At 60.2% G+C, this 15,015-nt stretch carries 11 protein-coding genes, 1 tRNA gene and 2 pseudogenes; 12 read left to right on the forward strand and 2 right to left on the reverse strand.

The genetic code is table 11. From position 1 onward, the window contains the following. Window positions 1–6 precede the first annotated feature (6 nt). From BM317_RS21160 to BM317_RS21205, 9 genes and pseudogenes are all read left to right on the forward strand, one after another. Window positions 7–648, forward strand: coding sequence for an urea amidolyase associated protein UAAP2 (locus BM317_RS21160; protein ID WP_042732480.1), 642 nt, complete (start codon window positions 7–9; stop codon window positions 646–648). Between the two features lie 310 nt (window positions 649–958). Beyond that, window positions 959–4,600 carry an urea carboxylase gene (gene uca, locus BM317_RS21170; RefSeq protein WP_092172570.1) on the forward strand — a complete coding sequence of 1,214 codons (3,642 nt, stop codon included), beginning with the start codon at window positions 959–961 and terminating at the stop codon, window positions 4,598–4,600. Window positions 4,601–4,622: 22 nt separating this feature from the next. Further along, window positions 4,623–6,401, forward strand: coding sequence for an allophanate hydrolase (gene atzF, locus BM317_RS21175; protein WP_092476075.1), 1,779 nt, complete (start codon window positions 4,623–4,625; stop codon window positions 6,399–6,401). 343 nt (window positions 6,402–6,744) lie between these two features. Next, window positions 6,745–7,362, forward strand: a pseudogene (locus BM317_RS21180) (GGDEF domain-containing protein); the annotation flags it as partial. After that, entirely contained in the window at window positions 7,355–7,573 is a 219-nt protein-coding gene (locus BM317_RS21185; protein ID WP_060738783.1) for a cysteine-rich CWC family protein, read from the forward strand. The pseudogene BM317_RS21180 and the gene BM317_RS21185, both read left to right, overlap by 8 nt. 35 nt (window positions 7,574–7,608) lie before the next feature. Next, a complete protein-coding gene (locus BM317_RS21190) occupies window positions 7,609–8,301 on the forward strand; it encodes a pseudouridine synthase (protein ID WP_092172579.1) in 693 nt (230 codons plus the stop codon). A 311-nt stretch (window positions 8,302–8,612) separates the two neighbouring features. Next, on the forward strand, window positions 8,613–9,497 hold the full coding sequence (locus BM317_RS21195; RefSeq protein ID WP_092476078.1) for an alpha/beta fold hydrolase: 885 nt from the start codon (window positions 8,613–8,615) through the stop codon (window positions 9,495–9,497). A 159-nt stretch (window positions 9,498–9,656) separates the two neighbouring features. Continuing rightward, window positions 9,657–9,730, forward strand: a tRNA-Gly gene (locus BM317_RS21200). 734 nt (window positions 9,731–10,464) lie between these two features. Then, window positions 10,465–10,764, forward strand: a complete 300-nt coding sequence (locus tag BM317_RS21205; RefSeq protein ID WP_092148664.1) for a DUF3077 domain-containing protein — start codon at window positions 10,465–10,467, stop codon at window positions 10,762–10,764. A 121-nt stretch (window positions 10,765–10,885) separates the two neighbouring features. Here the strand turns inward: BM317_RS21205 and BM317_RS21210 are convergent, their stop codons facing one another. After that, window positions 10,886–11,362 carry an Lrp/AsnC family transcriptional regulator gene (locus BM317_RS21210; RefSeq protein ID WP_092172588.1) on the reverse strand — a complete coding sequence of 159 codons (477 nt, stop codon included), beginning with the start codon at window positions 11,360–11,362 and terminating at the stop codon, window positions 10,886–10,888. 145 nt (window positions 11,363–11,507) lie between these two features. Here BM317_RS21210 and BM317_RS21215 point away from each other — a divergent pair, with 145 nt between their 5' ends. The 3 genes and pseudogenes from BM317_RS21215 to BM317_RS21225 all read left to right on the forward strand — a co-directional run bounded on the left by BM317_RS21215 (window position 11,508) and on the right by BM317_RS21225 (window position 13,057). Next, complete coding sequence (locus tag BM317_RS21215; protein WP_092172591.1) at window positions 11,508–12,137, forward strand: LysE family translocator; 630 nt, start codon at window positions 11,508–11,510, stop codon at window positions 12,135–12,137. A 292-nt stretch (window positions 12,138–12,429) separates the two neighbouring features. Further along, a pseudogene (locus tag BM317_RS21220) lies at window positions 12,430–12,606 on the forward strand (type II toxin-antitoxin system HicA family toxin); the annotation flags it as partial. 40 nt (window positions 12,607–12,646) lie between these two features. Continuing rightward, window positions 12,647–13,057 (forward strand): type II toxin-antitoxin system HicB family antitoxin, encoded by a 411-nt coding sequence (locus BM317_RS21225; RefSeq protein WP_025212335.1) that lies wholly within the window; start codon window positions 12,647–12,649, stop codon window positions 13,055–13,057. A gap of 306 nt (window positions 13,058–13,363) precedes the next feature. Here BM317_RS21225 and BM317_RS21230 read toward each other — a convergent pair. Next, window positions 13,364–15,015: calcium-binding protein (locus BM317_RS21230; RefSeq protein ID WP_139236053.1), on the reverse strand; the 1,652-nt coding region annotated here is incomplete at its 5' end.

Consider the following 15,015-nt stretch of genomic DNA (forward strand, 5'->3'; position numbering starts at 1 on the left):
GCTGCCATGTCACTCGCCATCGCCACCGCACACAAGCAACCCGATACCGCCGTCTACCGTGCCACGATTCCCGCCGGGGAACCCTGGCTGGTGGAGGTCAAGGCGGGCCAGACCTTGCGCATCCTCGACCTGGAAGGCAACCAGGCGGTCGATACGCTGTTCTACAGCCTGGCCAACCCCAAGGAACGCTACGACGTACAGCGCACACTGCGTCGGCAAAACAGCGTTTATTTGAGCACCGGCAGCGTGCTCTATTCGAACCTCGGCCACCCGATGCTGACCATCGTCGAAGACACCTGTGGACGCCACGACACCCTCGGCGGCGCCTGCGCCCAGGAAAGCAACACCGTGCGCTACGCCCTGGAAAAACGCTACATGCACAGCTGCCGTGACAATTACCTGCGGGCCTGCGCCCACGATGGTCGCCTGGGCAAGGGCGATATCGGGCCGAACATCAACTTCTTCATGAACGTGCCGGTCACCGCCGACGGCGGCCTGACCTTCGAAGACGGGATCTCGGCGCCAGGCAAATACGTCGACCTGCGGGCCGAGATGGACGTGATCGTGCTGATCTCCAACTGCCCGCAACTGAATAACCCCTGCAACGCCTATAACCCCACGCCTGCGGAGCTTTTGATATGGAACTGAAACTCATCCGCTTGCGTCGCTGGCTGTTTGCGTTGTGCCAGAGCCGGTCGGGGCAGTGCATCAAATAAACACAGATTCATGAACACCCTCAATGCCCTGTGGGAGCGGGCTTGCTCGCGAAAGCGGTGGGTCAGTTGGCGGCGATGTCGGATGTGCCGATGTCTTCGCGAGCAAGCCCGCTCCCACAGGTATCAATGGTGCTTTTGAACTTGATTATTTCGCCGCCTGGGACGACCCCGGCGGCCATCGAAAACTGCGGGACGGCCCGCATCCCAGTTCAGGCAGCACTCATGCCTGAGGGGGCAATGCCATGTTCGAAAAAATCCTCATCGCCAACCGTGGCGCCATCGCTTGCCGCATCCTGCGGACCTTGGGCGAACTGAAGGTCCACGGCGTGGCGGTGTATTCCCAAGCCGACGCCGCCAGCCTGCATATCCTGCAGGCCGACGAAGCCCACAGCCTGGGCGAAGGCGCGGCGGCCAATACGTATCTGGCGGTGGACAAGCTCCTGGCGATTGCCAAAAGCAGCGGCGCGACGGCGATTCATCCCGGCTACGGTTTTCTCTCGGAAAACGCAGCCTTCGCCGAAGCCTGCGAAGCGGCCGGGATCGCCTTCATTGGTCCGACGCCACAACAACTGCGCGTGTTCGGTCTCAAGCACACCGCCCGAGACTTGGCGCGCCGGCACGGCGTGCCCCTGCTCGAAGGCACCGAACTGCTCGACAGCCTCGACACCGCACTGTTGGCCGGAGCCCGGATTGGCTATCCGGTGATGCTCAAAAGCACAGCCGGCGGTGGCGGCATCGGCATGCGTGTGTGTCGCAGCGCCGCCGAGCTGAGCGAATCCTTCGAAGCGGTCAAGCGCCTGGGTCAGAACAACTTCAGCGACGCCGGCGTATTCATCGAGAAGTACATCGAACGCGCGCGGCATCTGGAGGTGCAGGTGTTCGGCGATGGCCAGGGCCAGGTGATCGCCCTGGGCGTGCGCGACTGCTCGGTGCAACGGCGCAACCAGAAAGTCATCGAGGAAACGCCGGCCCCCAACCTGCCCGAGGGCATGGCCGACGAACTCTGCGCAGCGGCGATCCAACTGGCCCGGGCGGTGAACTACCGCAGCGCCGGCACCGTGGAATTCGTGTTCGACAGCGACGCCGGGCGCTTCTATTTCCTGGAAGTGAACACCCGCCTGCAAGTGGAGCACGGTGTCACCGAACAGGTGTGGGGCGTGGACCTGGTGCGCTGGATGGTGCAACTGGCCGCAGGAGAACTGCCGCCACTGAACGAATTGAGCGAGGGTTTAAAAGCCGAGGGGCACGCGATCCAGGCCCGCTTGTATGCCGAGGATCCAGGCCGGGACTTCCAGCCAAGCCCTGGGCTTTTGACCGCCGTGAAATTCCCCGAGGCCGACGGCAAACAGTTGCGCATCGACACCTGGGTCGAGGCCGGTTGCCAGATCCCGCCCTACTTCGACCCGATGATCGCCAAGGTCATTCGCTGGGCGCCAACCCGCGAGCAGGCCCGCCTGGGCTTGCACCAAGCGCTGGACGAAAGCCTGCTGTACGGCGTCGAAACCAATCGCGACTACCTGCAACAGATTCTCCTCGATGCACCGTTTGCCAACGGCCAGCCCTGGACCCGCTGCCTGGACGCGTTGGTCTACCGTGCCCACACCGTTGAAGTGCTCAGCCCCGGCACCCAGACCAGTGTCCAGGACTATCCCGGCCGCCTCGGTTATTGGGCGGTGGGGGTGCCGCCGTCAGGACCGATGGACAGCCGTTCGTTGCGCCTGGGCAATCGCCTGCTGGGCAATGAAGAAGGTGCGGCGGCATTGGAGATCACCATGAACGGGCCGCTGCTGCGTTTCAACTGCGATGCCCGGGTGGCGGTGACCGGTGCGGTGATTGCCCTCACGCTCGACGGTGAAGCCGTACCGATGAACACCCCGTTGTCGATCGCTGCCGGCGCCACCCTCGCCATCGGCAATATTTCCGGTGCCGGGGCGCGCAGCTACCTGTGCCTGCAGGGTGGCGTACAAGTACCGGATTACCTGGGCAGCAAAAGCACGTTTACCCTCGGTCAGTTCGGCGGCCATGGCGGACGGGCATTGTGTACCGGCGACGTGTTGCATCTGGTGCCGCTGGATGAGCACACGACGCTGCCGCCAACGAGCGCACCGATCCTGGAACTGCCGAGCGTGCGCCTGATCCGCGTGATCTACGGCCCCCACGGCGCGCCCGAATACTTCACCGAGCGCTACATCCAGACGTTCTTCGACACCGCCTGGGAAGTGCACTTCAACTCCAGCCGCACCGGCGTCCGACTGATCGGGCCGAAACCTGAATGGGTTCGCGCCGACGGTGGCGAGGCCGGGCTGCATCCTTCCAACATCCATGACAACCCCTACGCCATCGGCGCCGTGGACTTCACCGGCGACATGCCCGTCATCCTCGGCCCCGACGGCCCGAGCCTGGGCGGTTTCGTCTGCCCGGTGACGGTGATCGAAGCGGATCTCTGGCAGTTGGGGCAACTCAAGGCTGGGGACAAGGTGCGGTTTGTGCCGGTGGACCTGAAGACAGCCCGCTCACTTGCCTTGGAATACGCTAACTGTGGGAGCGGGCTTGCTCGCGAAAGCGGTCTGTCTGATACATCAATGCTGAATGTGCCATCGCTTTCGCGAGCAAGCCCGCTCCCACAGGGGATGGTGTCGCCTGTGGTATTGGATATCGGCCAGGACGATACCCGGATGGTGGCGAGATTAGCCGGCGACACCCACCTGCTGCTGGAAATCGGCGCCCCCGAACTGGACTTGGTGCTGCGCTTTCGCGCCCATGCCTTGATGCAGGCTTTGGAACACAAACAATTGCACGGTGTGATCGACCTGACGCCGGGCATTCGCTCGCTGCAAGTGCACTATCAACCCGAACAACTGCCCCTGGCCGATCTACTGAGCATCGTCGCCGGCGAGTGGGACGCCGTGTGCGCCGCCCAGGACCTGCAAGTACCGTCGCGCATCGTCCACCTGCCGCTGTCCTGGGATGACCCGGCCTGTCAGCTGGCCATTGAAAAATACATGACCACCGTGCGCAAGGACGCGCCCTGGTGCCCGAGCAACCTGGAGTTCATTCGACGCATCAACGACCTGCCCAACCTCGACGAGGTGCAACGCACGGTGTTTGACGCCAGCTACCTGGTCATGGGCCTGGGGGACGTCTACCTCGGCGCGCCGGTCGCCACACCGCTCGACCCTCGCCATCGACTGGTGACCACCAAATACAACCCGGCCCGGACCTGGACCGCGGAAAACTCGGTGGGCATCGGCGGCGCCTACATGTGCGTGTACGGCATGGAAGGGCCTGGCGGCTATCAGTTCGTCGGGCGCACATTGCAGATGTGGAACCGTTATCGGGAGGTCGCCGCATTCGACGGCAAACCCTGGTTGCTGCGGTTCTTCGATCAGATCCGCTTCTACCCGGTCAGCGCCGATGAGTTGCTGCACATCCGCCGCGAATTCCCCCTGGGCCGCTTCGACCTGGAGATCGAGCATAGCCAGCTCAACCTCGCTGACTACCAGCGTTTCCTGGTGCAGGAAGCGAACAGCATCGCCGCGTTCCGCCGCCAGCAACAAAGTGCCTTCGAGGCCGAGCGCGAGCGTTGGATCGCCAGTGGCCAGGCACATTTCGACAGTGAAGAACCGGCCATCGCGCCGAGCGAAGATTCGCTGCTGACCGAAGGTCAACTGAGCGTCGACAGCCACATCGCTGGCAACCTCTGGCAAGTCCAGGTCGACGTTGGCACGCGGGTGGCCGCCGGTGATGTGCTGGTCATCCTGGAGTCGATGAAGATGGAAATTCCGCTGCTGGCACCCGTGGCCGGCGTGGTGCGCGAGGTGCGCGTCCAGGCCGGTTCGGCGGTGCGCGCCGGACAACGCGTCGTGGTGCTGGAACGTGACTGAACTCAATCAAAGGATTAACACCATGAACCTTTCGCTTCGCTTGGACGACCTGCGCAATGCCTACCGCAGCGGCGAACTGACGCCTCGGACATTGCTGTTGGAGCTGCGGGAAAAAGCCGCGGCGCTGAACCCGGACTATCACCTGTTCATCCACCTGCTGACGGTCGAGGAACTGGAGCCCTACCTGGCCGCGTTGGAAGGCCGCGACCTGGAGAGCCTCCCCTTGTACGGCGTACCTTTCGCCATCAAGGACAACATCGACCTGGCCGGCATTCCGACCACTGCAGCCTGCCCGGCGTTTGCCTATGTGCCGCCACGCTCGGCGACCATCGTCGAGCAGTTGCTGGCACTGGGCGCGATCCCCCTGGGCAAGACCAACCTCGACCAGTTCGCCACCGGGCTCAATGGCACTCGCTCGCCCTACGGCGCCTGCCGCAACAGCGTGTTGCCGGACTATCCGGCAGGCGGTTCGAGCGCCGGCTCGTCGCTGGCCGTGGCCTTGGGCGTGGCGAGTTTTGCCTTGGGCACCGATACCGCCGGATCCGGCCGGGTGCCCGCTGCACTGAATAATATGGTGGGCATGAAGGCCACCCTGGGGTTGATCTCCACGGCAGGCGTGGTCCCGGCCTGTCGCACGCTGGACTGCGTCACGACCTTCACGGCAACGGCCAAGGAAGCCAGCCAGCTATTGGCGCTGACGGCCCGTCCAGACCCTCGTGACGACTACAGCCGCCACAACCCGCAGTGGAACGACGGCTCTGCGTTCGGCGCGCCTCGGCGCTTTCGCTTCGGCGTACCGCGCCAGCAGGACCTGGCGTTTTTCGGCTGCCCTGAAGGTCCGCACCTGTTTCTGGATGCCATCGAGCGACTCGAACGTCTGGGCGGCGAAGCCGTGGAACTGGACCTGTCGCCGTTCCTGGAAGCCGCACGGCTGCTTTATGAAGGCCCGTGGGTGGCCGAACGCTACAGCGTTGCCGGCCCATTGATGGAGCGCGAGCCCGACGCCGTACTGCCCGTCATCCGCGCCGTATTGGCGAAAGCGCCTACGGTAGATGGCGTACAAACCTTCCGCGCCCGCTACCGTTTGCAAGCGCTCAAAGCTCAATGCGACCGGGCCATGGACGCGCTTGACTGCGTACTCACACCGACCATCGGCCGGCCAGTGACCCTCGCCGAACTGGCCGCCGAACCGGTGCTACGCAACTCGGAACTGGGTTACTACACCAATTTCATGAACCTGCTGGACTACGCCGCCGTCGCCGTTCCCAGCGCGCTCATGACCAACGGCTTGCCCTGGGGCGTGACGCTGTTCGGTCGAGCCTTCACCGATCAATACCTCTTGAGCCTGGCCGATGCCTTGCAGCGTCAACAGGACAAGACCTTGCCCGTGCCCGCCCACCCGGCGCGCCACGACCGGGCGCGGCTGGTCGTGTGCGGCGCACACCTGGACGGGTTGGCACTGAACTGGCAGCTCAAGCAACGCGGCGCCCGGCTGATCGAGGCCACCCAAAGCTCGCCGGACTACCGCCTCCATGCCTTGGCCGGCGGCCCACCCTTGCGTCCCGGCATGGTTCGGGTTCGTGAAGGCGGCGTGGCGATCGAGGTCGAAGTCTGGGAGCTGCCGAGCAGTGAACTGGGCTCATTCCTGACGGGCATTCCAGCACCGTTGGGGCTGGGCAAGGTGCAACTGGCCGATGGGCGCTGGGAGAGCGGATTCATCTGTGATTCGTATGGTTTGGAGGGCGCTCAGGACATCAGCCATCTGGGGGGATGGCGGGCTTATCTAATTACCCTTGAGTAAACAGTACCTGTGGCGAGGGGATTTATCCCCGCTGGGCTGCGCAGCAGCCCCAAAACCTGTCAGCGTGGTGTATCAGGCAGAGTGCATTGGGGCCGCTTCGCGGCCCAACGGGGATAAATCCCCTCGCCACAATCTTGCAAACCTGCAAATTCGACTGTCTTTTCCCACAAGGCCACTAAACTGACTCCATTGGGTCCTAGCCAAGGGAATCGCCATGTCGCTTCGTTCGCCGTTGTATTCCCAGCGCAAGCCGCTGCTGGTCGTGGTGGCGTTGCTTGGTACAAGCTTCCTGATCATTTCATTGTTGGGCTATTACGCCGCCCATACCTCGATACGCGATCACATTCTCAAGACGCTGTACGTGAACCTGCTGGTCGGCCTGCTCGTGACGCTGGCGGTCCTGGCCATTCTTTGTCGGCTGATCAACAACTACCAGCAACGCATCGACGCCCAGGCCACCCTCGACAGCCTGACCGAATTGCCGAACCGCCGTGGCTTCGACCTGCTGGCCGTGCAAGCCCTTCACGAAGCCCAGCGCGAGCCCAGACCCTTGACGGCGCTGCTGGTGGAACTGGACGACTTCAAGCGGCTGGACACCACCCACGGTCATATCGCCACCGATCAACTGTTGACCGGGTTCGCCCGCAGCCTGACTGAGAGCCTGCGGCATTCGGACATCGTCTGTCGCTGGAGCGCCGAAGCCTTTGTCGTCCTGCTCAAGGACACCGACGGCCAGACCGGTCTGAAAATCGCGGAGAAAATTCGTCAGCACATCGAAAAGCAGCGCTATTTCTGCAGCGGTAAACAATTGCTGGTCACCGTCAGCCTCGGCCTCACCACCTTGCAGGACGAAGATACCTTGCACAGCTTGCTGTCGCGGACCGATCATGCGTTGCAACGCGCCCGGCAGACCGGGGGCAACCGAACCTGCGTGGACATGCCTCACTCCAGTTATGAATAAACCCGACCTTTGCCCGGCCTGCGGCGGCACCAACGACTGCACCCTGGCCGACCCACGAACCGCCGACCGGGCCTGCTGGTGTTATGGCGTGAGCATCGACCCGGCCGTGCTTGAAGCATTGCCGGCCGAACTGCGTGATCAGTCCTGCCTGTGCCCACGCTGCGCCCAGGTCCAAGCCCAGTTGCGCGCCAAGCCCCAACCGATCGCGTAAGATACCCACCCTCCGCTGCCCTGCCTGAACTGCCCATGCGCGTCGACCGTTTCCTCAGTAATCTGCCGCGATTCAATCGCCAACAAGTGCGCCTGTTGCTGGTAGAGCGTCGGGTGCGAATCGACGGCCAGACCGTCAACGATCCCCATGCACCGGTACGAGAATTCAGTCGCGTCGAAGTCGACGACGAAGTGCTGCAAACCGGCCGACCGGCGCGCTACTTCATGCTGCACAAGCCGCCCGGCTGCGTCAGTGCCACTCGCGATCCGCAACACCCCACCGTCCTCGACTGGCTGGACGAACCGGACAAGGACGACCTGCACATCGCCGGGCGCCTGGATTTCAACACCACCGGGCTGATGCTGATCACCAATGACGGCAGCTGGTCGCGGCGCCTGACCCAACCGCAGACCAAGCTGCCCAAGGTCTACTACGTCGAAACCGAGCGAACCATCACGGCCGAATATGCCGACACCTTCGCCCGAGGCCTGTATTTCGCCTTCGAAGACCTCACCACCCAGCCGGCAGAACTGACGCTGCTGGGGGAAAAATCGGCGCGCTTGAGCATCGTTGAAGGGCGCTACCACCAGGTCAAACGCATGTTCGGCCACTTCGACAACAAGGTGCTGCGCCTGCACCGTGAATGCATGGGGCCACTGCTGCTGGACGCCAACCTTGAGCCCGGTCAGTACCGCGCCTTGACGCCTGAGGAGGTCAGCCTGATCTGAGTCGATGACCGTCGGGCAGAAGTGTCGAACAATTTTCCGACAGGTACTTGCGCAACGGTCGCCCCCCTGCTTGAATCAAACCGTCGGCCGAAATGTGACCGATGAGTCACCACATACTTCCAAGAAACTTTTTGCCGGCGGGAACCCTCAGGTTCCGCCTTGTCCGCCCGGCAAACTGCCCGCCTATAACAACACCCGTCGACCGTCTTCCTTGGATCGACATGGGCCTTATATTCCAGGCGTATGCCTACCTGTCACATTGCCCGTGCAATCTCATTGCGCGCATACCCGCTTGCCAGGAGTCTTATGACATGAGGCCAGAAATCGCTGTGCTGGATATACAGGGTCAGTATCGGGTTTACACGGAGTTCTATCGCGCAGACGCCGCACAAAAGACCATCATTCTGGTCAACGGCTCAATGGCCACCACTGCGTCGTTTGCACAGACCGCCAAAAACCTCTACCCGCAATTCAATGTCGTGCTGTACGACCAGCCCTATGCGGGCAAGTCCAAGGCCCACAATCGCCACGAGAAAATGCTGACGAAGGAGATCGAAGGGCAGATCCTCCTGGAGCTGATCGACCACTTCGCCGCCGAGCACGTGCTGTCGTTTTCCTGGGGCGGCGCCGCCACGCTGAGCGCCCTGGCCCAGCGCCCACGGCGCATCGAAAAAGCAGTGATCAGCTCGTTCTCACCGGTGCTCAATGCGCCGATGCGTGACTACCTGGAACGCGGTGTGGATTACCTCGGCAGCCTGGACGGCGACCGTGTCGGGCACTTGGTCAACAGCACCATCGGCAAGCACTTGCCGCCGCTGTTCAAGCGCTTCAACTATCGCCACGTCAGCAGCCTGGCCGAGCATGAGTACGGGCAGATGCACTTCCACATCACCGACGTGCTCCACAGCGACCAGCAGTGCTACGTCAACGCGGCCAGGAAAATCAACGTGCCGGTGCTGTTCCTGAACGGCGAATGGGACGAGTACACCTCGGCCGTCGACGCCAGGCTGTTCGCCAACCACGTCGAGCACAGCACCTTCAGCACGCTGCAAGCCACCGGGCACTTCCTGGACATGGAACACAAAGCCGCCTGCCGCGACAGCCGCAACGCCTTGCTGGGTTTCCTCACACCGGAACACCACGAAAGCCGACCGCGCTACAGCTACGTGCAGGACTACCATGCACTGGCTATCTGAAACCGAGTCCTGGCGAGCAAGCCCCTTCCCCCATCAGCACAGGGGCTTGCCCGCCAACGACCGCTCTGGTTTGAGCCTTGCATAGACGAGTGACCTCGCCGTACGTAAAGAAAAACTTCAAATCCGTGGCCACATCTGGTACAAAGTCAGCCGCTCTGAGCGGGTGTCGTATAATGGCATTACTCCAGCTTCCCAAGCTGATAACGAGGGTTCGATTCCCTTCACCCGCTCCAATCGAATTCTGGTCCCCCTGTCGTATGTTTTTTGACGGGGGGATTAAAAAACCGGCCCATGGTGGCCGGTTTTTTTATGGCTGATATTCGGGAAAGTGTGAGGTGATCTCCGAGCGTAGATAGATGGCTTCCCGTCTACGTCATACGTCAAAAATAAATACGTCCCCATTTCCACGGACATAGTAATGAGAAAAATGAGTCCCGTGGCGAGGGAGCTTGCTCCCGCTTGAGTGCGAAGCGCTCATGAGAGGGGGGCTGCTGCGCAGCCCAGCGGGAGCAAGCTCCCTCGCCACATATCGCATGGCCCGGAAGATTTGTAGGCAGAATCCGAAAACTGCGTAGGGGGTGCGCTTACTTTGCTTTTCGGCGAGTTTTCGCCTTGTTGCCCTTGTTCTTCGATGGCTACTCTCCAGACGTCGCTGCAAATTCAGCGACCGGGCCTAGGAACCCGTTGAATTCAAGGCGCACAGCGCCCCATGAAAATTGCAGGCGCTTTTTGTGTTTGCGATGATGTTTTATGGCGGCTGTGCGTGGGACACCCTCGGGTGTGCCGGGTGCCTTGATTCCCGGTTCCTAGCCCACGTACGGCCGCCACCCGAATCTAGGAAAGGATGGCGGCGGTTTCTCAAGTCAAGGAGTGAAACTATGCGAAACGTAATTCCATCCTATTTCCATACTTACCAAACCAAGCTTCAGCTTCGGGCCAACGACCTTCCGATCTTCGGAGGCAGACCATGAACGAAAACACTGAGCTAAAAACCATCGGCTACACCCCCTTCAACTATTCCGCTGATCGAGCACTGTTCCGAGTCAACGGCGGCGTCCCTATCCAAGAGGCATTGGAACGGGCGTCGGATCTTTTGCATCTCGCTCACCGGCTTGCCGAAGACGCGGCGTTTGAGAAGAGCACCGACCGCTACGCCTGGGCTGCGCATTTTTTGTTGGAGATGAGCAAGGCGGTGATCGATGACGTTGTGAAAGTCATTACGCCTAGATCGGAAGTTGAAGTTAGAAAAAAAGCCGAGAAACAATAGATAGACCGTACGTTTGAGAATGGGAGCCGCAGACTCCCACCTAACGACAAACCAAAAAGCCCCGGCGTTTTTCGCAGCGGGGCTTTTTGTATCTTGGCTACCTACTTGTGTCGTTCATTGCTCAGCCGCCAGGCAAATGCCCCAACGGCAACGCCCCCGGCGTCTTCACCGTATGAATCGCAAAGTTGCTCCGGATGTCACTCACCCCCGGCAACTTCAGCAAGCGCCCGGTGAGGAATCGGTCGTAGGCCCGCAGATCCGGCACCACCACTTGCAACAGGAAATCCGATTCGCCTGAGACCAGGAACGCCGAGATCACCTCCGGCAATGCCGTGACCGCCTGGCGAAACGCTTCGGCTTGTTCGTCGTTATGCCGTTCAACCTTGACCCCGACAAAAATCGTCAGCCCAAGGCCCACTTCGTCGCGGTCGAGGACGGCTTGATAGCCGCGAATCACTCCGGCTTCTTCAAGCATCCGCACGCGGCGCAGGCATGGGGAGGCGGACAGGCCGATTTCTTCGGCCAGTTGCACGTTGCTCAGGCGACCATCGCGCTGCAGCGCGGCGAGGATTTTGCGGTCGAAGGCATCCAGTTTCATGAATTGGCATTTCCCGATGGAATGACGCGATTACATGGCAGGTTATGCCAATTTCCAAAGCTTTAGAAGCTGACTTCGCAACCACCTGCCCTGCCCCTCGGCCCTAGACTGACGCTACCGAATCGTCGATGAAGGGGGATGTGGCATGGCAGAGCTCTGGTTGTTCCTGATGGCCTTGATGGTGGTGTATGTGCTGCCTGGGCCGGACATGATCCTGCTGCTGCAAACCGGTGCCCGTCAGGGCAAGGGCACGGCACTGGCGACGGCGGTGGGCCTGGGCGTCGCCCGGGGATGTCATGTCGCGCTGGCCGCATTGGGGCTTTCGGCATTGTTCAAGACTGCGCCCTGGACCTTTGACGCGGTACGCCTGGCCGGGGCTGCCTATCTGTTATGGATCGGGTTTCAATGCCTGAGGACCACGTTGTTGCCGAGTTTTGAAGGAGCCGGTATCGAGGCCGGAAAGCGGCGTTGGTATCAGGCGATTCGGCGTGGGCTGCTGACCAATTTGCTCAACCCGAAGGCATTGCTGTTTTGCTCGGTGTTGTTGCCGCAGTTCATCGATCCACAGGGCGGACCGGTGCTGGAGCAGTTTGCGACCCTGGGCGTGGTGTTGGTCAGCGTGGGTTTGTTGTTTGATAGCGCCTACGCGCTGGTAGGTGTCGCGCTTGGGCGCTGGCTTCAACGCTCGCCTTCGGCCCAGCGTGTTCAGCAATGGTTGTTTGGGAGTCTTTTGATTGGATTTGCGGTGCGACTGACGTTTGTGCAGCAGGCCTAGTGCCTGTGGATAAGCTGGTCGGACGGGACCTGGAGCGAAGCGAACTGGGCTGAAACTTGGGCTGCTACGCAGCCCAGCGGGAGCAAGCCCCCCTCTCCACGGTCATATTTTTTACCCTTCCTCACATCCCGAAATAACCCCACTCACCTAGCCGCTCCCCTTGCCGGGCGCGGCTTCTACACTTCTGTCCAATCAGCTCACCTACCCACCAGTGTCGCTCCTGGTGGTTATAGTGTTGATCATTAAAATTCAGTAGGTATAGTACCCACCAAGCACACCACACGGAGGTGTTGTGAATAGCCGATTCTTGATAAGCCAAATCATTGCAGACGGTTGGTATCTGGTGCGGGTTCGGGGCAGTCATCATCACTTCAAGCACCCGACCAAACCGGGATTGGTCACGGTTCCTCATCCGAAGAAGGACCTGCTCAAGAAAACGGCCATCAGTATCTTGCAACAGGCGCTGCTCCAGCCGGCCCGTTGCCCTGCGTTCCCGGAGGACGATGAATATGCTTTACCCGATTGCGATTTCCATGGGCGATGACAAGCACGCCTGGGGTGTTGAAGTGCCTGATATTCCCGGTTGCTTCTCCGCAGGCGACGATCTGGACGACGCCATGGCGATGGCCCGCGAGGCCATTGAGGGGCACTTCGAGATTCTGGCCGAGGACGGTTCGGCAATTCCGCCAGCCAACACTGTCACCCTGCATGCGGCTAATCCAAAGTATGCCGGCTGCACTTGGGCGCTGGTGGACATTGATGTCACCAAGTACCTGGGCAAGGCCCAGAAGCTCAACATCACGTTGCCTGGCTATTTGCTGAATCGCATTGATGAGTATGTGTTGCACCACCCTGAAGAAAAAAGCCGGTCAGGGTTCCTCGCTTCTGCCGCTCTCAAGGTATTGCAGCAAGGGCGCTGAAGCCTTTGTGGGAGCGAGCTTGCCCGCTTGTGTCTTACCCCACTATTAGACCATCGCCTTTGGTATTGGGGTCAGGAAGGTCATCTGGTTTCCTGCCGCAGCCTGTCTTCAAACGTGTGTCTTCACCGCTGTAGTCAATTCGGGCGACGTTTCTCTCCAGGGTGGAGGGTTGAAAACTTTTGCCCGGCTCAAGCAATACCGGGCAAAAGCGACACATTCAAGACTCGTTATGAAAGCGTGTTCGCCATTGAATGCATTTTCCTACCGTGACCAGTATGAAACGGCAAGAAACGCCGACTCAACTGTTCAGGCAAACAGATCATCGGCAAACCCCTTGATGCCCGACAGACTGACGAGTTGCATATCAGCTGTCTGGATCTGTTCGATGGTGTCGTAACCTGCATACCAATCCTTGAGGCGCACACCTTCTTGCGGTGTCTGTCCTGGAGTGAAACTTGATCGGTGCAGATAGAGGTCATCACCGATGCGATCAGCCAAGAGTTCAGAGCTGCCGATATAGGACAAAATCAATTTGTCGCCGCCGCTGATGCCGTTGTCCTGAATCGTCACTAACTTAGGAGTATCGATGGTGTAGATATCGTCACCCTCACCACCGTTAGCAAAACCGCCGGTCTGCAATATCAGTCTGTCATCCCCCTGACCTCCTGACAGTGAAAAGCCCACGCCTCTACCGGTCAGCAGGTCGTTGCCTTCCCCACCATCAGCCATGCCATGTATCACAGTGATCGTGTCACTTCCGGCCTCACCGTAGGCCTGAGTACCCTCGTCGCTGGCAGCCGTGACGATGGTGTCGTTACCGCCACCACCGTACAAGATGTCTGCCTGCGGCCCATTCGCCGAGCTATCGACTTTGAAAGGTTCTATCCACGAAGTCAGCCCACCATAGAGGAAATCATCGCCGTCCCCGCCGTCGATGACGTCATTGCCCAATCCACCCTCCAGATAATTAACACCCGTGTTTCCAACCAGGACATCGTTGAAATGACTGCCCAACACATGTTCGATGTTAAGCAATACATCACCTTCGGCATCGCCACCTTGATTGGTTTGAGTCTGCAAGTTGATCGAGACGCCTGTTGTGCTTGTAATGTAAAAAGCACTGTCGAAACCTGCGCGACCATCGATTACATCTGCCCCGGCTCCACCAATGAAGATCTCCTTCAGACCAGAGCCTGATAGCGTATCGTTAAAATTGCTGCCTTGAAAAAACTCAATGTTGGCGTAGGTGTGGCCAGCAGCCTCCCCTATGTCGGTGCCGTTGGTCAGGTCGATCGTCACCCCGCTGTCAGACTGTTCATAAGTGACTAGATCCACGCCACCCGCTCCATCCTCCATCATGGACGAACTACCACCATAGAAAACGTCGTTAAAATTCGATCCCCTGATCACCTCGATACCGGTATAGGTATCGCCTGCCGCGGTCCCGGAATACACACTCGTCTTGAGGTTGAAGGTCATGGCTTCTTGGCTGTCGAGATAGCTCGCTATGTCATAGCCAACACCGCCGATAAACTGATCCGCTCCCGCGCCTCCGTACAATGTGTCGTTACCCGAACCGCCGATGAGCTGATCCGCGCCCGCGCCACCGTACAGTGTGTCGCTGCCCGAGCCGCCGGTAATGATGTTGTCGCTGTCGTTGCCATAACCGGTGAATGCGCCAGTGCCGACGTAGGTCAGGCGCTCGACGTTTGCCGCCAGGACCGTGCCACTGGCATTGATCACCGACACGCGGACTTCATCGTTGCCGCCACCGGCCTGTTCGATGATGTAGGGGGTCAGCCCCAGATTGATGTTGTAGATGTCATCGCCAGCCCCCCCTTCCAGCCGTACTGTTGGGATTACGGTGTACGGGCCAGAGGAGAGCACGTCGTTGAAGGCAGAACCTATGACGGTTTCGATATTCGCTAAAATGGTGCCTTCTGCATCTCCGCCCGTTC

The sequence above is a fragment of the Pseudomonas sp. NFACC24-1 genome (assembly GCF_900115235.1).
Lineage (GTDB): Bacteria > Pseudomonadota > Gammaproteobacteria > Pseudomonadales > Pseudomonadaceae > Aquipseudomonas > Aquipseudomonas fluorescens_AA.